Genomic DNA, 23,030 nt, shown 5'->3' with positions numbered 1-23,030 from the left:
CGGTGGGCGGTTCAAGGATAGGCGTAGGCGTTTCCTGCAACTTATCTGACTTCTGAGTCGGAGGCGAGAGCAGAGTTCACCGGTGGCTAGACTGTGTAAGTCGTCACAACCCCTTCCGAAAAAAAGAAAGCAGGTGTTTACCAAGCCCAACGGAACCCCGTATACTGCGCAATCTCGTAACAGTTTGAAGGAACAGTATGCTCCGAATCGAGCGACCTTGAGGATACGTGATGTGTTTATCCGACGACGATACGATAAGACGATAATGGGAATGAGTCGTCGGCCCACACGACGCGCGATTCATAAATAGGAGTGGCGTCATATCCCGTTGCAAAGAACAATCAGATTGGCTCCGAGTCGAGCAAGCTAGGTTTGGAGGGGTGACGGAGCGGCCGAACGTGCCGGTCTTGAAAACAGATTTAGACCCTCAAGAACCTCCGAAAACCGCATAAACAGAGGCTTCTGATTGGACAGGATGGGTCATCTGTGGCTCATCCTGTGTTCATTTCCGCGCCCCAAGTGGACCCCGCTAACGACGTACATTCTTACCTGCTGATCTTACCTTCCCTACCTCTCTTCCTCTAACACCGATACCGCTCTCTCACAATCGGCACACCCCCCCACCGGCATTGGCAATGGGTCCCATTTGGGGTTTGCCCCACCAGGACAAAAATAGCCTTAGAACCGCTTACAAACGGGATTCCCCCAATTTAGCCCACGAACGCGCTACCGACCAGGAGTCCATGCAGACCGGTAGGAGCGGAGAGTCCAGCCCATGTATCTGTTCGGGCAGGTCCGCTAAGCCTGGAATACTAGTCCGAGTTTGAACTATTTAGCACTTCTTGAGCTGCCCCGTTAGCTCATCAATACATTTGTGATGCCCTGGAATGTGGCCATGCGGAAAGTGCGATTTTTTCTCCACCTTGGACAAATCCAGATTTGTCGCCTTCGTTGCAAGGTACGCCCAGATTTCTGCAAGGTCGGCTTCCCCCGTGTCCGTGAGACGAAGGGTCAGAGTTTGGCTAATAATTTCCTCCCTCGCGCCATAATTTTTCTCGGATCAAAGTCGGTGACGCGCCCAGCGGCAAGATCCGCCACGAGACACGTCTCTTGACAGATCCACGAAAGCATGTGACATTATGTCACATGCGGCCTGGATCGTTACGGGAAGCCCGAAAGACCCTTGGGATGACTCAGGAGACCCTCGCTCAGACGCTGCACTGCACCCGCCGATCGATCATCCGCTATGAAGATGGCACTGTTCCGATTCCCATGACGGTGGAATTAGCCCTCATGCAACTCAGCTCCGCCCAGATTCCACTCGCCGGTGTCGTTGCGGCCGGGGCGCCCATTGAACCGATTCCTCAGATGGAACGCGTCGAGGTGCCGAAGAGCATGGTCGGTCGTGGGGAGACCTTCGCCCTTCGGGTGAAAGGCACGTCCATGCAGAATGAGGGCATCTTTCCAGGTGACATTGTCGTGGTGCAGAAACACTCGTCTGCCAGCAATGGCCAGACCGTGATTGCTTTGGTGAATGGCGAGGCCACGATCAAGACGTATTACCGCAAAGCCGGGATGGTGGAGCTGCACCCAGCCAATGACGCCATGCAGCCGATCATTATCAAGCCATCGGACAGTTTCCAGATCGAAGGGATTGTCGTCGGCGTCATCCGCCATCTCCGAAAGTGAGGCCTCGGCTGTTGGCACTATGGACCGCCAGATTGTCTGCTTCGGAATTCCTGCCTTTGAAGTCGCCGTTGCTCGGCTTCACAGTCCCAGCCTCTCGACTCGACCACTGGCCATCGCTCCGTTAAATACCTCCCGTGCCCTCCTGCGTGAAGTCTCATCCGAAGCAGAACAAGCAGGCCTTGCGATCGGCATGTCCGTCGAGCAAGCCCGACGTGTCTGTCCCTCCCTGCACGTCCTGTCTCCAAATCCCTTTCGCGTCCGTACGGCGGAGGAGTGTTTGCTTCAGGTCGTGAGACGCTACGCTCCGGTCTGGGAACCGGTTCAGCCCGGCTCCTTCGTGATGGATCTGACCGGAACCGGACGACTATTCGGACCAGCCTATGACATCGCGGCGAAGGTCCAGCACGAAGTGCTCTCACAGTATCGGCTCGATGGAGTTGCCGGTGTGGGCAGTAGCAAGCTTGTGGCCCAGACCGCAGCGACGTTGATTCAGCCTTCCGAACTGTATGATGTCCGGCCTGGGTCTGAGTCGGTGTTCATGGCACCACTGTCCGTGCGCACCCTGCCAGGTTTACAGCGGCCCTGCATGCGACAGGTCCTGTCGCGGCTCGATGACCTGAACCTCGATACGCTGGGCGAAGTGGCAGAGAGTCCTGTTGAAGCCTTGGAAGTGGCGCTCGGGGATTATGCCGGGCAGCTATCCCGCTGGGCTCAGGGAATTGATTCATTGCCGGTATTGCCGCCGGCGAGTCAGCCTCATCTCGAAGAGACGGTCCTCCTCGATCCAGATGAAATCGATGATCCGGTGCTGACTGGCCGATTACTCGACGCATTGCAACGGCTCTGCCGGACCTTACGAAATCAGCGCCGAGTCTGTGGCCGTCTGTCTCTCACGATCCGCTATAGCGATCACATTGAGGTGACAAAACATGGGCGCGTGACTCCCGAGACCTGCTGGGAATGTGATCTGTCCCCCGCGGTGCTGTCGCTCTTTCAGAAATGTATGCGTCGGCGGATTCGCTTGCGAGCCATGATCCTGAGTATGGCGGGTCGCGCCGGTTACGCCGAGCAAGGTGTGCTGTTCGATGCTCGACCACTTGAGGAGCAGCGCAAACAGGACCGAGCGAGGAAACTATCTGTAGCCCTGGACAACCTCCACGCACGATTTGGTGAGCAGATCATTCGGTATGGCAGGAGTAGCTGAGTGGCCTTTGTTCACCTCCACACGCATTCATCTTATTCGCCTATGTGGGGCGTGCCAACGGTGGAGGCCCTCTGTCAGGCAGTCAAAGACCAAGGACAGGAATATCTCGCGCTCACCGATACCAATGGACTCTATGGCACGATCCGTTTTCTTAAAGTCGCGCGAGAGCATGGACTCAAACCCATCATAGGGGCAGAACTTGTCTCAGGTCAGCACCGGGCCGTGCTACTCGCAAAGAACCCAACCGGCTATGCCAATCTCTGCCTGATTCTCTCGGCTCGCCACTGTGATGCGTCCTTTAACGTCATCCAGACGGTCGCACAACATCGCACGGGACTGTTCATCCTGTCCGATGATCCTATTGCTGTGACTGCTTGGCAGACGGAGTCAGAAGCGGACCTCTATGTCGAGTTGACACCGGGACCAGCCTTGCAAGACGCGGTCGAATTGAGCCGCCGACTCAGACTGCCACCCACGGCCACCACTCGCGCTGCTTTTCTCCAGCCAGCAGATTACCAGGCCCATCGGCTGCTACGCACGATTGCGGAGAACACGACGCTCTCACGGCTCAAGGCCGATCGTTGTGCCCTCCCCTCTCACTGGCTCATGCCGGAATCCGTTCTTGCGCGACATCTCCCCCACGTTCCGCAGGCTCTCACCAACACACGCTGGATTGCCGAACAGTGCCACACAGATTGGGACTTCAAACAGACCATCTTTCCCTCCTTCCGCCAGCTCTCCTCAGGCGCCGCCTTTGAAACATTACAGCGCAAGACCAACGACGGCGCCATCTGGCGCTATGGTGCCTTGTCTCCCGTAGTTCGAGAGCGCATCGAAAAGGAACTCACCGTGATCCGTGACAAAGGCTATGCGGATTATTTTCTGGTGGTGGATGAAATCGTCCGCCAAGCGCCACGGACCTGTGGCCGTGGCTCAGCCGCCGCCTCAATCGTGTCCTATTGTCTCGGCATCACGCATGTCGATCCGATCAAGCACAACTTGCTGTTTGAACGGTTTCTGAATCCCGGTCGTCATGATCCACCCGACATCGACGTGGACTTTCCCTGGGACGAACGGCCCGCCATTCTCGAGTGGGTGTTCAAGCAGTACGGACACCAGCATGCCGCGATGGTCGCCAATCAGAACACGCTCGCCACACGGGCCGCCTTACGCGAAATTGCGAAGGTCTATGGTCTGCCAGCCGGTGAGATTGGCAAGGCGTTGAACTTCCTCCAACGGCGGGCGGACTTTGTCGATGTGCGACCAGGGATGAGCGTGCAAGACTGGGCTCGTGATGTTTGCAGAGCGTTGAACCTGAGAAACCCCTGGCCGGAGATCCTCTACTGGTCGACGCAATTGGATGGCCACTTCAGGAATTTGGGTCTCCATCCTGGTGGCGTCGTGTTGGTTCCGGATGAGATCCGACGGTATGTGCCGGTCGAGATCTCCGCCTCCAATCTGCCGATGATTCAATGGGAGAAGGACCAGACGGAAGAGGCCGGGCTTGTGAAGATCGACCTCTTAGGTAATCGCTCGCTCGCCGTCATCCGTGACGCCATCGCAGCCGTCACCCGCAACACCGGACGCGTTATCGATTATGCGACCTGGGATCCGATCACTGATCCAGCCACCAATGACCTGATTCGGCTAGGCGAGACGATGGGTTGTTTTTACGTGGAGTCTCCCGCCACCCGGCTGTTACTCAAAAAGCTCTGGGGTGGGATGCCGCCAGCTCGACGTGCCGTGGCAGATGTCTTTGAGTATCTCGTGGTGGTTTCGTCGATCATCCGCCCCGCTGCGAATGTGTTCGCTGATGAATTCGTGCGCCGAGCTCATGGGCAACGATATCAGTCGCCTCATCCGCTGCTCGATGAGATCCTCGCGGAGACGCACGGCATCATGGTGTATCAGGAAGATGTCATGAAAGTGGCGGTCGCCTTGGGTGGATTCTCGGTTGAAGACGGAGATCAGCTCAGAAAGGTCCTGAGTAAGAAGCACAAGGAACGGCAACTGCGAGACTATCAACGCCAGTTCTATCAGGGAGCCATGGCCCGTGGTGTGGAATATCGCGTGATCGATGCGATTTGGGCCATGATCATGAGCTTCTCCGGATATAGCTTCTGTAAGCCGCATAGTGCGAGCTATGCCCAGGTCAGTTTCAAATCCGCCTACCTCAGAGCCCACTACCCTGCCGAATTCGTTGCCGCCGTCGTGAGTAATCAAGGGGGGTACTATTCGGCCTTCGCCTATCTGTCGGAAGGCAGACGGATGGGCCTCACCGTCCTGCCGCCAGACATCAACGCGAGTGCCTGGGCCTACAGCGGATCAGGAACCACCGTTCGAGTGGGACTGATGCAGATCAAAGGTCTTCAAGAAGACCTCGCCCAGCGGATCATTGCAGAGCGAGAACAGCACGGTCCCTATCGATCGCTGTCAGATTTCTTGAGTCGCATAAAGCTCGACTACGCCCAAGCCAAGTTGTTGATCAAAGCCGGATCCTTCGATTCCATCGCTGGAGAGTTGACCAGGCCGGCCATTTTGTGGCGCGTCTTTGCCACGCAGGCGACCAGGCCGCCGACTCATATCCCAATTCCTATGGAGTACTCACCCCAGAAGAAGCTGCATCATGAGCTCGCCCTCTTCGGCTTTCCGTTACGCTGCCACCCACTCGATCTGTTCACAGAGGCGCTGGCTGCGACTCCACGCATCCGCGCGAAGGACTTAGAGCAGTATGTGGGGAAAGAAGTGACCCTGATTGGGTGGCTCCTCACAGAGAAGATCGTCTCCACGAAGAAAGGCGAGCCGATGGAATTTATGACCCTGGAGGATCAGACCGGGATGTATGATGCCACCCTGTTTCCCAATAGGTACCGGGAATACTGCCATCTCCTGGCCCCAAACCAAGCTTATGTCGTGACAGGCCTGGTCGAGGAACACTTCTCGACCGTCACGGTCACCGTGAAAACCCTACAGCTCCTGACCACCGGCGCAATTCCAGCACCGAGTGAGCCTCTTGAGGAGCTACGCGTATAGCCAGTACACTCCTGCTCTATGCCGCTCTCACCGCTGATTCGATTCGGAACTTCAACCTGGACCTACGAAGGATGGCAAGGCCAGGTCTACTTGAAGAAGTATGCCAAGACGACCTTTGCGCGGAAATGCCTGGGCGAGTATTGTCAGTATCTCCACAACGGTGACCCGTGCTTTCGCACGGTCGGCAATGATTCCACGTTCTACCGTCCACCGACAGCCAACCAACTGCGACACTATCTCAATCAGATCCCCGAAGACTTCGAGATGTGCTTCAAGGTGTGGGAGGAGATCACCATTCCGACTTACGCGAAGCAGGCTCGGTATGGCACAAAGGCTGGACAACCGAATCAACGCTTTCTTGATGCAAAGCTCTTCAATGATCTCGTGCTCACACCTTATCGAGAAGCCAAGTTCGAGCCACACACCGGCCCATTCTTGTTTGAATTCCAACGGCACGGGATGTCGAGTGAGGAATTCTGCTCGCGCCTAAATACGTTTTTTGGTCAACTCCCCCAGGACTTTCGCTATGCGGTTGAAATCCGTAACGCGGGGTTACTTGGTCAGGACTATCGCAACGTCTTGGAGAATCACGGCATCGCCCATGTCTACAATCATTGGTCCTACATACCTTCGTTACGGGACCAGCACCAACGGATGGAGAATTGCTTCACGGCACCCTTCACGGTCCTGCGACTCCTGACGCCACTCAAAATGTCCTATGAAGCCGCGAAGAAGCGAGCAGAACCGTACACGAAGATTGTGGAAGAGCTGCCAGAGATGCGTCGAGACACCGTGGACCTGGTGAAGAAAGCGGTGGAAGAGAAGCGAACGGCGTATGTCTTAGTGAATAACCGCAGCGAAGGAAATGCGCCCCTGACGATTCAAGCCTTAAGGAAGGCGCTGCAGGCTGCAGAGACGTGAGTGTTGCCTAATGCCATTTTAGGTGATCCTGAAAATAGAAATTGCCCCTCCCCACCCGACCTGGTGATCCTCACCTACGCATGATGAAGAACCACTGCCTCACAGCCTCGGGGATGAGGGTCGAAACGGAAACAGCGGTACACCCAGCAGCGTGACCGACGGCCATGCCGGTCTTGTTGACTGGTCGAGTGTCCGTTGTGAAGGATCACAACATCTCTCCACAAAATTGCTTTCGCAATAGATTTCCGCGCCTTACATGCGTCGTCCTCAGTGATTACGAGCGGGGCTCGTCCTGCTTTGCAGGACCTTGCTCTCACCCCCGCGTTCACAGACGGGAAACTCCCATTCGATTAGAAACGAGACGTTGAAGCAGAGGTTTCATGAAGGTTGTCCAGATGTCGCACTAACTAACTCGTCCCTTCACAAGCTCAATATCAGCTAGCACTTCAAATGGCTTTATGTTCTTTGCGTACAGGCTTGGCAGAATCGAATAACGACCTCCTTAATACACATCATGACAGGGGCGATTCCTTGTGTCGTAACTGTTCTATGGTAGAGTGCCCCTAACTCACTGCCATGATCACTCAAGACACATCATTACAGTCCGCAGAATACCGTCTTGACGGCCATTCCACTCGAATCGATCCAAATGAATCAGGTCGGCGGTTCGGCATTCGTGATGGGCTGTTCCATGCCGTTGCCCAAGGCGGAGCCGAGCAATACCTCTCGGCCTTTGCCCTACTTTTCCATGCGACACCATTCCAGTTGAGTATCCTCTCGGCCATTCCTCAACTCTTGGGCACATGGGCACAGCTCGTTTCTGTCAAAGTCTCCCACTGGTTCCCTAGCCGGGCCTCTCAAGTGTTCTGGGGCATCATCGGACAATCTTTATCGTGGATCCCCATCCTCGCACTCCCGTTACTCTGGCCTGAACATGGGCCATGGCTTCTCATTGCAGCCGTCGCCGTCTATTCCACCTTCACCCATTTCACCTATCCAGCGTGGAATAGCCTCATCACCGACTTACTTGAACCCAATGAGCGAGGCCGTTACTTCGCCAGACGATCACGGGCAGTTGAACTGACCAGTTTTATCGCACTCTGTATGGCAGGTGTCTTCTTGAGCTTCTTCGAACAGCGGCAACTCCTCTGGGTAGGCTTTGTCGTAATGTTTCTCACGGCAGGCCTGTGCCGTAGCGTATCGGCTCTCTTGCTGCGGAGAGTAAGCAGCTTCCCACTGCATGATCCAAGTAGCACTCCAACCGGGTTTCGCATCTTTCTCCGCACAGGCATGTCCACAAACTTTCGCCACTTCCTGCTGTTTTCTGGGCTCATGCATTCGTCTCTGCTGGTCGCCGGTCCGTTCTTCGTCATGTACCTACTTCAGGATCTTCACCTCGCGTATTGGCAATACGGAACCTGGCTGGCGGCAGGTATTCTAGGGCAATTCTTTACCTTACCAACCTGGGGTCAGTTCGCCGATCGTTTCGGGAACAAAGCCTTACTCACCTTCACTGGACTGCTCGTCGCATTTCTTCCGATGTTGTATCTGTTCAGTACAGCTTGGCCGTTTCTTGTCAGCGTGAATTTCTTTGGAGGCGTGGTATGGGCAGGGCTTGGGCTCGGATTGAGCAACTATGTCTTCGATGCAGTCCAGGCAACCGATCGCCCAAAAGCCATCGCCGTTTTAAGCATCGTCAATGCCATAGGATGGGCCATGGGAACAGTGATAGGAAGTGTACTAATTGGCACGGTGCCAGCCAGGTTGCAGGTTGGGGAATGGACTCTGGAGCTCGTTTCCAATCTGCCGTTCATCTTCTTTCTTTCCGGCCTGTTCCTTTTAATCGTCTCGGCTACACTCCTCAGAACCTTTCACGAACCTCGTGAAGTGGAACAACTGGGACATTCCCAGTTGATGTGGGAACTACCGCTTTTGAAACCCTTACGCCAAGTATCTCGCCGACCAACGGACCCCAATCGATAAGGCCCATCTCTGAACCCCACCGCAGGGGGTCCATTTCAAACTGGGAGCAACTACATTGCCTTTCTGGGTGGTAGGCTATTGGCCTCTGCGGCCTCGCAGCATAAGGTACCATCAATCGCCTAAACGTCTCAATTTCCAGACCAGGCAACAATCGCACAAACACCAAACAGATGTATTTATGGAATCTCCCCCGCATAGCAGTAATGGTCGGCCATGGCTGTTCTATAGCCAGATGCCGACCATACAATTGGGAAAAAGCTCTCATCGAGCTCGTTTGATCCAATTCGCTTATAGCGGGAGAAAATATACCCCCCTCGTGATCGAACAAAACGAACACGGCTTGGAAGTAGGTGGACAGCGATTGCTCGTCGCTGGTCAATGTTTGACTGATTGCCATCCGAACCGTGCCACATTTCACTACGGTGCATAACTACGGTTCCAGCGGGTACATCTAACGGAACAATATCGGGACGCGTAACGCCCGCAGCTGTAGCCGCAGCAAGCATACGTGCCCGTGAAGGCGGTGTTCCATCCGGCTCAACGTACGAGCCATCCGTTCGTGGCCACAGATGTGATCCACGTACATATTGAAGCGTTCCCTGCGTGGGAGTGGACTTATCAAGAGCGCACCAACATGTCACGCCAAATGCAGGCTCAAGAAAATCGAGATTATCCTGGTGGAACGCACCCTCATCCCACTTGGGCGGTTTCAACCAAAGAGTATCCTGAGCCAATCGAACGCTCTCCCAGCCCATGAGTACCGCCGCCGCCTGTGCAAGGGTTGGAGACAGCACGAAGCGAGCGAAGGTCAAATCACTTTTCCAGGAATTTGCCATGAATCGAGGAAGATGTGGCAAACTGGTTCCCTCTTGCCACAATGCAGAATCCGGGAGATTCCCAGTCTCATATTCACCTCTGAACACAGCTGAAAAGTGCTCTCGCATGAGATCCAGGCGAGACGGATCCACTATTTGCCCCAAGACAACAAATCCGTCCGTTTCAAACTTTGTGCGATTCGAAGCAGCACTCTCTACCAACCCAGGGAAAGACCAGGCACCCTTCATTGGGTTTCTCCCTTACAACGTTCACAACTACGTAATTGTGTATGCTGAGTATCCAGCACAATATCCTCATTTACTCGGCCATGCTGCCGATGCCCTTCCCCTGTTCATCCGCCTAATCGCATCATCCCATCACGCATTTGATTGCCTCTCCTATCCATGGCACTCGCAATACTACCTCCTTTTTCCAGGATGCACATCCTGAATCTTGACAGAACCATATTTCAAGACGTAAGATTTACTAACTATAAGTGAGTTGAAGTAGTAATAACTTACAACCTTACATTTACAGAGGAGGAATCTATGTCTCAGGATCAGATGCAAGGTAAGTTGATGCAGATGGTGAATGGGTTGAATATGCCTTTGTCTGTATCTAGTCAAACAGGTGCTATCCGCTCTATGGAAGATCGGATAAGAAAGATTCGAGAAGGTTCCGTTCAATCGATGGGAAGTTGCAATCCTCCTTTCTCCAGCTGGGGCAACTAGTTCGGCCAGAGTTTCAACCTGCGAGGGATGAGATTTCGTCTGGGGACTAAAGTTCCCAGATTCTCAACCATCCTGACCACACTATGAGCTCTCCACTCACGGTCTGGTCAATCCGCATGAGAATCAGTCTGACTCTATCTCAAGACGCTGCGGCCATTTTTGCCGCAGCGTTGCTGCAAGACTCCTAGTTATGCTACCTGGCCCTGAACCAGCGTCCAAATTCTCCTCTCTTCTATACCAACAGCAGCTCGAGCCCAAGTGCTTGGCGACCGCCTCAGCTTATTACAGTCATAGCAATCAGATCAGACCAACCGCTCGAATTGGTGAACGTGTATGTTGACCAGCAATTCCCCTATGAGTGGAGACGTCCGAAACAAAAACCTGGTACGCTGGCAGCCGCTTGGCGAAGCATCTGTCGACGTTAGGGTGAGTGATGGTGTTGAGATACTCCATGAGGCCTCGAATGAGGAAACCGCATGGGTTGGTCGTGGTCCTTGGCGTGATCTTTCGGCTATGGAGCGAAACGCCCTGTCAGCGCAATCGCTGAATACGTGGTCTGAGAGCTTGGTGACCCTCGATTTGTCAGCGGATTTACTCACTCTTGCACATGAGACACTGATTGCACCCCTGACTGCCACCAACGGCGCTCGTAATGACTCACTTGTAAAAGCAATAGCGCATTTTCGGCATTGCCTTCGTGACGCATTAATCAGTGCGGGGATAAATTTAGATACTGCTGGTCCAGCAGATGTTATCGTGAATCCGCCCGGCATGCGAAGCACGGCTTATGATTATGATGAGGGTCGCCCCCGCGGGCTTCACATCGACAATCACCAGTCGCTTCCACTACATAAACGAGCAGACTCATTCGTCTTAGCCAGTATGAATATCGGCTGGCAATCGCGGTATCTTCATTTCGTGCCGGCTGCAATGTCGACGATTCTTCATAAGCTGGAGTTGCCTGAGACCTGTGGATTGCTTCCACGTGAAATCAAAGACCTGTATTTCCAGCGATTCCCTCGTGACCCTGTTGTAAAAGTGACGATCCCGCCTGGCACTGTGTATCTACTGCAAACTCAAAATTATATTCACGATGGCGAAACTGTTCCAGGAACGATCCCAGATGTTGTCTTTCTTATGATGGGAAATCCGTTGTGAATGCGCTGAGACCTTTTGCCAATTGCCTACGGCAACTTGTTCTTCAGCCGACCCCATTCTGCAATCTCGCCTGTACCTACTGTTACCTGCCACATCGTGACGATCACACCGTGATGGCTCCAGAGGTTTTAGAAGCAGCCTTTTGCCTTGTGCGAGATGCAGAACTCCCTGGTGATCATCTAGAAATACGTTGGCATGCTGGTGAGCCGCTTGCAGTTTCAAAAAAGTTTTACAAAGACGCATTTGCACGAGCGCGTTGCATCCTTGGAGAGCAAACAGCCCTACACCATTCTATCCAAACAAATGCCGTTCTCTTGGATCCCCAATGGGTTGATCTCTTACAAGCTAACCGCGTTACTGTGGGCGTGAGCATTGATGGGCCGCCGGTCATACATGATACCCGGCGCCTTACGCGTCGAGGCGGGGGTACATTTCAGAAAGTCATGGACGGCATTCAATGCCTACAAGCGGCTCATTTCAAATTTGACGTCATTGCAGTCATCACTCCTGACACACTGCACCATGCCAGTGAGTTTATGGACTTCTTTGAGAATTTAGAAGGGATGGGCCAGCTCGGTCTCAACATAGAAGAAACCGAGGGGACGCATGTCTCCAAGGCTTTTGCCGAGGACAGCTTTGATGGTCGATTTCGAGAGTTTTTAGAAGATTTGATGAAGTGGTCGCAGAGAACGGGAGTGACCGTGCGGGAATTCAAGTCCATGCGATCGCTAATTTTGGCCGGAGCAGGTTCTTCCACGCGCAACACTCAAAATGAACCATTTTCAATCTTAAGTATTGCATCAAACGGAGACATCGGAACTTTTTCACCAGAACTGCTTGGAATGACCCATCCAATATTCGGTCACTTTAGCATTGGCAATGTCTTGTCATGGACGCAGGATGGCATCCCCTATACAGAGACCTGGCCGCGCCTGGTAACCGATATTTCCGCTGGGACGACGCTTTGTCGGTCCGGCTGTGAGTACTTTTCTGTTTGTGGTGGTGGAGCCCCAATTAACAAGCTTTATGAAAAGCATTCTTTTGCCACCATGGAGACTCACCACTGCCGATTGACAGTAAAGGCAGTCGCAGATGTTGTACTTTCTGCAATGGAATGCGAAATTGGAATAGAATCTCCCCCTCCTGAATCACAACGCTTTTCTCCCATGGTCTAAGTAAAAGAGGAAGTTTGGTTCAGCTCTCTAGCTGTAAGGTTTCTCGAACAGCGTAACGAAGGCGGTGCACGAGTGCAGATCAAGACGCTCGGATACTGCGAATGGTCTGATGAACGGCTGATTCAGCTCATACGCAGTGGCAAGGCCAAAGAAATCCTCTCAGCCAGAGGTCAGTTCGTCGTCATAGCTGAGGAGCAAAGCGTCACGACGATCGTGACTTCCCATCATAGCGTTCAACACTACTATTACGCAGCTTGCGCTGACTCCGTTATTCACGGTGAGACCGTCCTCGATGTCTGTTCAGGCTTGGACGGTCCCTTTCGGTGGAATTACAGAGCGATAGCTGATGTCCTTCTCCTGGATCATACCATTGGCAATGATACGCTCTATGCTGACGTTCAACGCACCCCTCCAGCCTCTGTACTCGTTTTTGAAGGTGGACAGATCCGCTCATATCTCGACGTCTCACACGCAGATCCTAGCCCCTTCTCCACTTCCGACCTCTGTGCCAACCTGCAGACAGAGGTCATGCGGTGGTGGGGACAAGCGAACGATGTTCTGTGTCTGACTGGAGGATTGGATTCGAGGCTGCTACTCTCCGTGTTATTGAAGTGCGGCGAACGTCCTCGCTTGTTGGTATGTGGACACCGAGACTCTCATGACTTGAGGGTCGCCAGAGCGATTTCCCGAAAATTCTCGCTTGAGCTTACTGAATGCGAAGTGACAGCCGCAGATTTTCTGGCCGATGCAGAACGCTTGGTGTCTAGAACAAATGGACAATTGCCTCTTAGTCACTGGCCTGGTGTTTTGTTCCCCCGCTACCTTCGAGGGACACGGATGTTCCTGGGGTTCAATGGTGAGGCTCTCCGCAGCTACTACGATTCTCGCGGAGTCTTATCGATGGTCAGGGCAGGACTCTCATCACATGGATACTTTGCCAGAAACCTCTGGCATCAGAGAACCGCTCTGGCACTGACCGACCAGGAAACGGCTTCGTTACATCCAGAGTTGCAGATTGCACTCGGTCAGGATGGGTGGCAGGATCGATTCGATCGTCTGATGCCGCGACATCTGCAACTCGGCGATGCACTCGACCATATTTTTACCAAGGTACGAACGCCCAATAAGTCGGGCACGGATATATCGGCTATTTCCCTTCACACCGATTGGGTGGTCCCCTTCTGCTCGGACTCATGGGTACATGCAGCTAGACAAGCTCCACGAATTTGGAAATACGGAAACACTCTTCACCGAAACCTCATTCATCGGTTCGAGCCGCGGCTCCTCGATTTCCCAACAGACGCAACAGTCCCCGCGCCGACATGGTTCCGACAGCTTAGTCGCTCTGTGCTATGCAGAAGGCCTCCGGGACAGACACAAGATCACTTTTTTGATCAGGATCAATACCGCAGTCCCGAACTCGTTGAATACTGTGAAAGGAGCCTCGCCAACTTACATGAGCTATTTGATGTGACTGAATGGCCACGATGGTCCGATGGCTTACGATCGCGGCTATTCTTTTCGCTTGCGAGCATGGGCCTTTGGCGTCGTATGCGGGGAAGCATTAAGAAGCGGGATTCCGTGTGCGAAACGTACAGCCAAGGTGAGGGCCGGAAATTTGAAGAGGGCCAAAGCGGCATTCGGACACGTGTTTGCAGCTGGACGAAGGTAGCTCCCAGCACCCCATGCTCTAACAATCACCCAGCGGATGGCTGTTAAATCCTGGGAAGTCCAGATCTCACCGATCCTGCATCGAGACAAACACTAGCCAACCGAATAGCCGCATCCCTCTGGAGTATGCCGAACCGCTCTAAGTACCGCTGTCGGCAAATGCCGGCTGTTCTGTTGACATCGTACCCATTGGGTGGCTTGGCTAACACTTTTGTAAAGCCCGCTATGAAAACCTCGAAGATACCACGCCAGGCGCGCGAGGTCTTGAAGATCGACGCTTGGCAGGCCGATGTGGATGGTGGCTCGCCTGCCCCTCAATGCAAATCTCACACTCCAACCTTCCTGTGCTTCTGCTACGCTCATAGCCAATTCTGCTCTGTAGGCATCCACACCATGCGAATCTGATGGACGAGCTCAGTCTTGCGTGGTTCCCAGAAACAAATGATACAGCGATCAGGCCAAGGGCACTCCTCTTGAGGGTCGAAATCAAACGAGTCAGAAGAGAATGTCATGAGCGCAGCGACCTCGGCTAGCTCTAACCACAGCCGGCCCTCGACCAAGGAGAGCTTGATGCGCACAGAATCCGATAGAGGTTCATACGCGACGCACTTCACCGGTAACTCCTTTCGATATCTCGTGACGACACTCTTTAGCGGGTTGCCCCATCACCATGCCAGACTCGCTTCTGGCTGATGCCCTTCCATTACCGAGAAGGAATGAGGTCCTACTGGAGATCACTGAGCGGTTTCCGCTCTACCCACAGCGCGTCCTCCTCTCTCAGGCTTTCCTGGCGCACCAAGATCCGACCCTATATTGTTGACCCCGAGGTTTCCGGACTCCCCTCTTCAAGCGAAGAGGGGAGATCGGGTGGCCATGAGATTACTTGGGGCCTACGGCGACACCGTGGACTTGCGTGCAGACACGCGCATAAACAATATAGTTTTGAGAGTACGTGTCAGCCGTGAACTTCACAAGCGCTGTGGCGCCAGGCGATTTCTTTAAGGCCGCAGCAATAGCGTCTTTGGTTTCATTGCCATCGCTGATGGGGATCAACCCCAGAAGATAGCCCACACAATCTTCCCCAGAAACAGGTCCGATTTCTCGATAGGACCCGGGCATCAATGGCTCCGTTGAAGGCGCGGCCCCGCCTGAGATATGTCCACAACCTGTCACGATCCCGCTCAACAGTAGACCAACCAGTGAAAGTATCAAAAGCCGTCGTGTTTGCATAACCTTCCCTCCTTTGCGTGTTTGTTGGTGGATGGATAGGAGAGGCCAACCCACTTGAGCGGCCTCTCCCTCTGAATACAATCCTAATTCACGTTACAAATAGTCGGAGTTCCTCCAGGTAATGGGCTTGGCGCTTGATCAAGCCAGGCATTCACCGGAGTCACAGAGACATTGCACTGCGCATCCACTTCAATGTTGAAGACATGCCACCAGACCTTGGCTCCTTCACCCGTTATTGGAGCAAAGACGGTGGTATTTCCGTCGCGTGTGAGTTCCACGCGCGTAGGAGATGCCGTGATGCCAGGACTTTGTGTACCGCTGTAGTTATGGACCGCATAGATATACGTCCCTTGCATCACTTTGATGAGTGTTACGACCTCAGGGCCAAAACTTGAGGTGTCGTCCACGTCTAAATTGGCAAAAGGGAATCCCGTCAGAGCCCCCTTATCACCGAAATACACATGATCACCGTTAGGTGTGTAGAGATGGGAATCAAGATCCGATGGGCTTGCGCCCCATGTCAGCTTAATATTGAAACCATCACGGGATCCGGTTACCAGACATGAATCCAGTGCGATATCCGTGGCACTTGGCCCAATACTGACCGTATTGGTCAGTTGCGTACCGACCAAGGCCGCCACTGTGGCTTTGCCATTCTTTTGGATTGGCAGAAGGAATGAACCATCTGCTCCTGTGTACACCTGAGAGGAACCTGAATAGTCGATCCCATCGCTTTCGACAAGGGCATTGCCCACTGCCTGTCCAGCTTGGGTTTTGACACAACCATTCACCAAGATTGTCTCTGTCACCAGATCCGCGTTCCAATAACTTAAACGAGACACCGTGCCTTCGTAGTAGCGATTGGCACCAGTCCCGGCGAGTGTCGCCTGCCCTTCCTCAATCCATCGTCCACTTGAGTCATCAAAATAAAACAGGGGAATTGTTGCCGATACACTAGACGATCTTGTACTAACGGGGATACGGATCGTCGCAGTGGTTCCGGGGGCCAGTCCATACTGCACGTTGTTGCTATCCCTTGCACTGATCCTCATTGCACCGCTACTGACAATCGTCACAATATTTCCACCGGTAGAAGCAGTGTAGTCTCCTGGCATATTGTTCGTTGTCGCAGCGACATTGATAGGAGTGATCCCAAATTGAACATTCGCCGCTGGGGGTCCTCCATCTAGTGGGATAAGGGCGTCGCCTGGAATAACGACTTGAGCTGGTGAATTCGGCGCAGTAATTGTGCCACCTGATGCAACAGCCACAGTCTGTGTCACACCCACCCTGACTAGTCGTACAGTGAGAGGTGTACTCTGCCCACCTATCACACGGGCAATGCGAATATTCTCCGCATAACCGTTCGCTTCAACACGTACGATCGCTCGATCACTGACTGGTACGGACAATGAGTAACTGCCATCAGCCCCTGATGTGGTCTGCACCGTTCCCACCTCAACTACCGCATTCGGAACTCCACCCGAACCGTCTGAAGCAATCACACGGCCGGTAAGTGTCCCATTAGCTGGCGTAGGTAGTGGAGCACTCACATCACCCCCTCCACTACAACCAGCCAATCTAAGGCAGAGCATGACCAGAACAATGATGCCTCCCCATCGCGTTCGCCCCCTCTGAAATCCTGAGATCAACATCTTCATCGCATCCTCCTTGTGGTTATGCACACATCCCTGTTTGACCTATCCCCGACATTCCATCCCCGTCATCCAAACCTGGCATCGACTAAAAAACGCCGGCCACATCAGTATGTGAATCCCTCACCTCCGGATTGTGTGAGCACGTGCTTACTCCATCTTCACCGGTCCGATTATGAATGGGGCTGTAGGTCATGACCTGTCCTTCAGCAAGTCCGCTGCCATCAATTTTTAATCGGACCAAGCCCAACCAATCATCATGTATTCAATGACTTATTCGGAAAGCGCTACGGGAAGATCGTAAAGGTGTTTTGTTAGTTATGCGGGGACTCGGGCAGGATCCCCGCAATTCGGGGGGAAACGGCTCCCTCTACCTAACAAACGCTTGCTCCCCCGCTCCGGGGCAATACAGGAATACAGCGTAGGATACGAGGAGACTAGACAGATAGCATGATTCTAAATCGAGGGGGATTATGCGAGGCAAGCCAGGAAGCCCGTGACTGAAATGTCGTCAACGGCCAGGCATCTCACAGAGAACCGGAAGATCGTGACACTACACAATACGGGCACGAATCAGAGCGTCAATTGCTGGATAATAGCAAGCTGGCAGATTTTTGAAGTGTTGTTTACACCAGGCACGAAAATCCGAAGAAGGGGGATCCTCTGAAACCACTTTGTTAAGTCCCTTCACATACTCGTTCAGTTTCTTCAGCACTAGCTTGGTCAGCCCAGACTCTCCGGCCAAGCTAGCCGCCGCTTTCTCCCGATCGAACTGATGATACACCAGGGCCTTAAAACACAGTCCTTTCCACCACTCCGTGACAGTATCACGACTCCAATCGAGTTCATCCGCGGCATTCCCTATCGTCAAACAATGTTGGCGCATTGCCCTTAAAAACTCCAATTCCTCAAGACTTAGGTCAATATCATCCGTGTCCTGAATCATTGGAGATGATGGTGTAGCCGTCGGCGGAACCACTAATTCGTCTGACACCCGACCTAAGCCTAGATCTCGTTCCGTGATTTCCGAACCTTCCGCAAGAAGAACAGCTCGTTCCAGGCATTTTTCCAACTCCCGAACATTCCCAGGCCAAGTCCATGTTTGAAGACGAGCGCTCGCATCATTCGAGAGTGGACGATTTGGTTTCTTATTCCTAACAGCTGCCTGTCCAAGGAACAACTGCGCGAGTTTAGGGACATCACCCATTCGTTCTCTCAGAGGTGGCAATCTCATCTCAATCCCGCATAAACGATCATAGAGATCCTGTCGGAATCTCCCTTCTGCGATCTCTTTCGACAGATCCTTATTGGTCGCCGACACCACTCGTACATCCACCCTAATCGCTTCCTTTTCGCCGACGCGGGTAACGAAACCATCCTGCAACACGCGTAACAGTTTGGCTTGCAATACGAAATTCAGATCACCGATTTCATCCAAAAATAGCGTGCCAGTGTCAGCCTGAAGAAAATAACCATCGTGATTAGCAATTGCTCCCGTAAAAGAACCTTTTTTATGTCCAAACAGTTGACTCTCAAAGAGATCTGGTGGGATCGCTGCCATATTGACAGGAACAAATGGGCGTCCCTTCCGGTCACTCCACTTATGAGCCAAGAACGCGAAACGCTCCTTGCCTGTCCCAGGCTCACCAAGGAACATGATCTTCACCATACTCTGAGCGACCTTTTCCAGATCCTTCAAGCAATGCAGCAATCCTGGATCACTGGTGATGATGTCCTCCTCACACAAATCCTGCAACTTTTTCTTTTCATCAGCTGAAAGCGCCGTATGACTAGGCTCATGGGCCCAGAGACTTGTACGCTTTGCTGGCGATGACGCGATTGTTTGGTCTGTCTTCTCTCGCTCTGCTTTGGCCAGTCGTAGCTCAGTTTCCAAACGTTCACGCGCTTGCGCTTCATACTCGCATATGTTCTGCCACTTAACGGCACGGTTCTCTGTCTGTACCAGTTCTTCTTTCGCACGACGCAGCTCGATCTCAAGACGCTCGCGTTCTTCCGCTGACGGAACCCCTTGTTCTCTTGGCGCACCTTTCACAATCGCCAACTCACCTTCCAACCGCTTCACATAATCTACTTGTTCTACCAGGAGATGCTGTGAGTCGTTCAGTGCCTGCTCTTGCGTCAGCCGTGCAGATTGTGCAGCTGCTGATGCAGCTTCTAACTGTCTGATCCGAGCCTCCTGCTTCTCTCGGAGTCCATGGAGACCCATCACCTCTTGCTGTAGTGCCATCCGTTTAGATTCAGCCTCTCGTACTTGCCCGAGACCTAACCAAGACGTCCAGGTCAACGCGCCACCTGAAGCCACTACCAAGCCGACCATCGGTACCACTATCGGCGCGACCATGCCGAACCAGGCAAACGCTCCATAGGCGCCAGCTATATACAAGACACCCAGAACACTAACACCCACGAGACTTCTCCAACCTTGAAGCAATAGCGCCGACCAGGCTACGAAGATTGCCAACACCCCAGTAAGTCCCCACTGCTCCCAAACCGGGAGCAGATGGAGTTTTCGCTCTGTCACAATCGTATTAAACGTGTTTGCCAAAATAAACCCGCCTGGCGCCTTCAACTCCAAGGGCGTTCTCCGTTTATCGGCTTCGATCGCAGCATGGATAATTAAGACGGCTTTCCCTTGAACAGTCTTTCGCAACCCGTCTATGCCATCCTTTTCGTTCTCAATTTTATTCAACACATCAATGATGGGGAAATACTCGGTCTCTCCCTCCCAACGTCCAGCGTAATCGAGCAATACATTTCCCTGCAGGTCAACGGGAATAGACAGGTCACGCTGCATACCATCAGAAGCTATTGCACCCTTGAATACCAACGTCTTTTCTGGCGTGAGTTCTATCGCCTCCGGACTCACACCAAGGTATGCTGCCGCGAGTGAAACACCCAAGGCTGGAATAATCACATCGCCACTTCTCACAAAAGCCGGGGTACGCCTGTAACCCCCATCAATGTCAGGTATGGCTGCGACATGACCAATCCCGTTCGCTTCGCTGAGAAACCTGAACATCGGTGGAAAGACCTGGCCAACCCGTGGAACATCGAGAAGGAATGGTGGACGATGAGACACCCCTTTTTCCAAGAAGACGCTTGCGTTGAGACCAAATGTACGGTCCACCGACGTCTCGGATTCCTGTTCTTGCGTTACCTGAAGCGGGAGAAACACCGTATGAGATTGCCGCATAGCACTGATCAATGCCTGGTCACTAGATTCCCCACCTCGCTCCTTGGGACTAGCCTGACTAAAGTCAAAATCCAGTGCGATCACTCTCGCACCAGCGCGATGGAGGGCGTCAATGACTTTGGCAAAGACCTGGCGATTCCAGATTCCCACTCCAATTTCCTCATCACTGACGTCATCTCTGGCGATGATCACCAACTGAGAAGTAAGCTTGACACTCCCACGCAATTGCATACGGAGGTCATATGTACTCAACTCCCATGATGAGATCAAATTTGGCATAAGGATATAAAGCATAACCACTACCAGTGCTGAAACTATGCCAATAACAAGAGCTGCGCCATGGTTATCCAATGATGTTAGCCTCATACCTTATCCCCTCAACACCTGTGACCTTGAGCGCCAAGCATATCCTTGGGTTTGCAAGGCCGCTTCGGCACGAGCGGTGCACTAATCTGTTCTCCCCCCTGCGCCTGTCGCATGCGGGTCGCGAGATCCTTAATCGCCTGTTCTGGTCCAGTGACAGTAGCGCTAGCACCATCGCGACGATGCTCGATGGTAGCCGACAGCTTCAATTCCAGTTCCTTTGCCTCGCGGTAATACCCATCGATTTCTTTCAATCCTGTTTCATATTCTGATTTGGTCGCAAGACCTGCGGTGAACCGAGTACAGAGTCCGGCATACCGAGCAATGATACTGTGCACCACGAGATCCCATGACTCCGCTGCTTTGTTGAAGTCTGGCCCCGTTGCAAAGCGAAAAGGCCCCACCCCTTTCACCAGCACACTTGAATCAGACTCCTTCGTTTCAAATTTTTTGCAGTCCAAGAGAGCATCTGATGCTTCGACAGGTGCAACATTATATATCTGAGACAAAAAACCGACACTGAGTACAACAGCCACTGCACCCCAGTGAAAGTACTCTTTTCTTTTTCGCACCTTCTCAAACAATGCCATCATGACCACGCCTTATCGACGCCGACGTTTTTCAATTTCCGCGCCCATGTCGTCCATCTGTTTTTCCAAATCCTTTTGGACCAGATCCAGCCGTTTCAATAAGGTGTCGATGCTATAGGGACGCAGCGGCGGAAGGCCTGGGCCAGTTTCCGGCTTAGCTTCCGGCTGATTTTCTAGAACCTTATCTGGCTTTGGTGCTAAATTTTTGGGGGAAGGATCTCTATCGCCAGATTCCTTCGGTCCCGGCTGACTTTCTTGTATGGAGTCTCTTACTCCTGGTCCCTTGGCTGACGGCGCATATGACACATATACGCCTTTCCTAGCCAGCCAATCCTTGGCAACGTTGGACTTGACCGCAAAATTGATGCTGGTGATAGCCAATCCATCAGGTGCCCGCCGCTGGATAAACGTGTTAATTCCGATTTGTTGACCGAATTCATTCACCAGGGGTCCGCCGGAATTTCCACGATTGAGGCTCGTTTCAGTCTGAAAGATATCCCATCCTGGGACAGTAGCGTAATCTTTCCACTCTGCGCTGATGACACCAGTGGTCAAGGTCCACAACCCACCCCTCTCAGGGTGACCGATGGCTAGGACACGCGACCCAATAATGGTCCCCCCCGGATCTGCGAGTGCTAAAACTGGCAAGGAGGAGGGCAGACTCACGATCTTCAGAAGAGCCAAATCTAATGTCTCGTCATAGGCCACCACCCTAGCCTCATGCCGTCTAGCCAAATTTTCCTGATTGTTAAAGTCGCCGACCACGCGATCCGGCTTCAGAAACACAAGAATGCGTTCGTGAGGAGTTTTTTTCTCATCGTTCATGATCACATGCGCATTCGTAAGCACCAGCCCTTTGTCGTCAATAATGGAGCCCGTCCCAGCACTGCTTCCAGTAGCGATGAGCACAACCGCAGGCGCTGCAGACGCGTAAATCTGTGCTGAAGACAGCTCGGCTGCTATCGCCGATCCGGCCGACACTGCAGTTATGAGTGAGAAGACCACTCCAACTCTCGTGCTCCAGCAAAGTGATCTCGTCTCTCTCCACTTGGCACCCATATCGACCTCCCTCGACCTGACTGAGCCAAACGCTGGACTACGGCCTGCCATCTATTACTTCGAAAGTCACGTCTTTGGCGCTACGCAACCCATCTTGATCTGCAATGCTCACACGGACTGTGTGTTTACCAGAGGGCAATTTAGCGGCCGGTACATAGATACCATCTGCGGAAGCATAGCCTCGCACACGGTCGGTAATATCAACATCGATAAATTTGATCAGAGTGACTTTCATACTAGCTGGATCGACTGGACTGATCGTAGGCCTAAATTTCACATCGACTTCTACCGGGGACGGCGTAACACTTCCGTCCGGCGGCTTCAGAACCTCTATCTTTGGACCTAAGCTGGACTCTGCTCCTATCTGAGTCAGATCGCGGTCCGGCGGCTTCTTCGCAGATGCCATCGCTGCCTCTTCCGGCGTAATCAGCCACAGCTCTTTGTCGCTGGCGGATTGTGCCGACCCAGGTGCTAAAAGAAAACCGAGCCCGATGACGATGGTGATGAAGCTCGTACCAACGTGCCTTGCACTCCGCAT

14 protein-coding genes are annotated in these 23,030 nt (G+C 53.0%); 7 read left to right on the top strand and 7 right to left on the bottom strand.

What is annotated here, in order from left to right; translation table 11 throughout:
• Nucleotides 1-1,131 precede the first annotated feature (1,131 nt).
• The 5 genes from lexA (at nt 1,132) to COMA2_RS14505 (ending at nt 8,830) form a co-directional block, all read left to right on the top strand.
• Nucleotides 1,132-1,689, top strand: a complete 558-nt coding sequence (lexA, locus tag COMA2_RS14525) for a transcriptional repressor LexA (protein WP_281176454.1) — start codon at nt 1,132-1,134, stop codon at nt 1,687-1,689.
• A gap of 19 nt (nt 1,690-1,708) precedes the next feature.
• Entirely contained in the window at nt 1,709-2,893 is a 1,185-nt protein-coding gene (locus tag COMA2_RS14520) for a DNA polymerase Y family protein (protein WP_175304629.1), read from the top strand.
• Nucleotides 2,894-5,926, top strand: coding sequence for a DNA polymerase III subunit alpha (locus tag COMA2_RS14515; RefSeq protein ID WP_245631040.1), 3,033 nt, complete (start codon nt 2,894-2,896; stop codon nt 5,924-5,926). It begins immediately after the preceding gene.
• Between the two features lie 18 nt (nt 5,927-5,944).
• Complete coding sequence (locus COMA2_RS14510) at nt 5,945-6,847, top strand: DUF72 domain-containing protein (RefSeq protein ID WP_090899715.1); 903 nt, start codon at nt 5,945-5,947, stop codon at nt 6,845-6,847.
• A gap of 576 nt (nt 6,848-7,423) precedes the next feature.
• Nucleotides 7,424-8,830 (top strand): MFS transporter, encoded by a 1,407-nt coding sequence (locus COMA2_RS14505; RefSeq protein WP_090899712.1) that lies wholly within the window; start codon nt 7,424-7,426, stop codon nt 8,828-8,830.
• 176 nt (nt 8,831-9,006) lie between these two features.
• Here the strand turns inward: COMA2_RS14505 and COMA2_RS21385 are convergent, their stop codons facing one another.
• Nucleotides 9,007-9,894, bottom strand: coding sequence for a phytanoyl-CoA dioxygenase family protein (locus COMA2_RS21385; protein WP_090899709.1), 888 nt, complete (start codon nt 9,892-9,894; stop codon nt 9,007-9,009).
• 816 nt (nt 9,895-10,710) lie between these two features.
• Between COMA2_RS21385 and COMA2_RS19880 the strand changes: the two genes are divergently transcribed.
• Both COMA2_RS19880 and grrM read left to right on the top strand, forming a co-directional pair.
• Nucleotides 10,711-11,535 carry a hypothetical protein gene (locus COMA2_RS19880; RefSeq protein WP_139077394.1) on the top strand — a complete coding sequence of 275 codons (825 nt, stop codon included), beginning with the start codon at nt 10,711-10,713 and terminating at the stop codon, nt 11,533-11,535.
• The gene (gene grrM, locus COMA2_RS14490; protein ID WP_090899703.1) at nt 11,532-12,710 is read left to right on the top strand and encodes a cyclophane-forming radical SAM/SPASM peptide maturase GrrM/OscB; all 1,179 of its coding nucleotides are present in this window, start codon (nt 11,532-11,534) and stop codon (nt 12,708-12,710) included. The genes COMA2_RS19880 and grrM overlap by 4 nt, the downstream gene beginning before the upstream one ends.
• A 2,550-nt stretch (nt 12,711-15,260) precedes the next feature.
• Here the strand turns inward: grrM and COMA2_RS14475 are convergent.
• The 6 genes from COMA2_RS14475 to COMA2_RS14450 form a co-directional block, all read right to left on the bottom strand.
• Nucleotides 15,261-15,500 carry a hypothetical protein gene (locus COMA2_RS14475; RefSeq protein WP_139077392.1) on the bottom strand — a complete coding sequence of 80 codons (240 nt, stop codon included), beginning with the start codon at nt 15,498-15,500 and terminating at the stop codon, nt 15,261-15,263.
• Nucleotides 15,501-15,694: 194 nt separating this feature from the next.
• Nucleotides 15,695-16,900, bottom strand: a complete 1,206-nt coding sequence (locus COMA2_RS19875) for a YfaP family protein (RefSeq protein ID WP_175304628.1) — start codon at nt 16,898-16,900, stop codon at nt 15,695-15,697.
• A 919-nt stretch (nt 16,901-17,819) separates the two neighbouring features.
• The gene (locus COMA2_RS14465; RefSeq protein WP_090899687.1) at nt 17,820-20,846 is read right to left on the bottom strand and encodes a sigma 54-interacting transcriptional regulator; all 3,027 of its coding nucleotides are present in this window, start codon (nt 20,844-20,846) and stop codon (nt 17,820-17,822) included.
• An 11-nt stretch (nt 20,847-20,857) separates the two neighbouring features.
• Nucleotides 20,858-21,436 carry a hypothetical protein gene (locus COMA2_RS14460; RefSeq protein WP_090899684.1) on the bottom strand — a complete coding sequence of 193 codons (579 nt, stop codon included), beginning with the start codon at nt 21,434-21,436 and terminating at the stop codon, nt 20,858-20,860.
• Between the two features lie 9 nt (nt 21,437-21,445).
• Complete coding sequence (locus COMA2_RS14455; RefSeq protein ID WP_175304627.1) at nt 21,446-22,492, bottom strand: S1C family serine protease; 1,047 nt, start codon at nt 22,490-22,492, stop codon at nt 21,446-21,448.
• Between the two features lie 37 nt (nt 22,493-22,529).
• Nucleotides 22,530-23,030, bottom strand: a complete 501-nt coding sequence (locus tag COMA2_RS14450) for a hypothetical protein (RefSeq protein ID WP_090899678.1) — start codon at nt 23,028-23,030, stop codon at nt 22,530-22,532.

Source organism: Candidatus Nitrospira nitrificans (assembly GCF_001458775.1).
Taxonomy (GTDB): Bacteria; Nitrospirota; Nitrospiria; order Nitrospirales; family Nitrospiraceae; genus Nitrospira_D; species Nitrospira_D nitrificans.
This window is presented reverse-complemented; position numbering and strand designations above follow the sequence as displayed.

Bases quoted from the DNA above. Each gene is read 5' to 3' on its own strand.
- COMA2_RS14520 (WP_175304629.1), top strand. From the start codon at position 1,709: ATGGACCGCCAGATTGTCTGCTTCGGAATTCCTGCCTTTGAAGTCGCC.
- COMA2_RS14510 (WP_090899715.1), top strand. From the start codon at position 5,945: ATGCCGCTCTCACCGCTGATTCGATTCGGAACTTCAACCTGGACCTAC.
- COMA2_RS14505 (WP_090899712.1), top strand. From the start codon at position 7,424: ATGATCACTCAAGACACATCATTACAGTCCGCAGAATACCGTCTTGAC.
- COMA2_RS21385 (WP_090899709.1), bottom strand. From the start codon at position 9,894: ATGAAGGGTGCCTGGTCTTTCCCTGGGTTGGTAGAGAGTGCTGCTTCG.
- COMA2_RS19880 (WP_139077394.1), top strand. From the start codon at position 10,711: ATGTTGACCAGCAATTCCCCTATGAGTGGAGACGTCCGAAACAAAAAC.
- COMA2_RS14475 (WP_139077392.1), bottom strand. From the start codon at position 15,500: ATGCCCGGGTCCTATCGAGAAATCGGACCTGTTTCTGGGGAAGATTGT.
- COMA2_RS14465 (WP_090899687.1), bottom strand. From the start codon at position 20,846: ATGAGGCTAACATCATTGGATAACCATGGCGCAGCTCTTGTTATTGGC.
- COMA2_RS14460 (WP_090899684.1), bottom strand. From the start codon at position 21,436: ATGATGGCATTGTTTGAGAAGGTGCGAAAAAGAAAAGAGTACTTTCAC.
- COMA2_RS14455 (WP_175304627.1), bottom strand. From the start codon at position 22,492: ATGGGTGCCAAGTGGAGAGAGACGAGATCACTTTGCTGGAGCACGAGA.
- COMA2_RS14450 (WP_090899678.1), bottom strand. From the start codon at position 23,030: ATGCGGAGTGCAAGGCACGTTGGTACGAGCTTCATCACCATCGTCATC.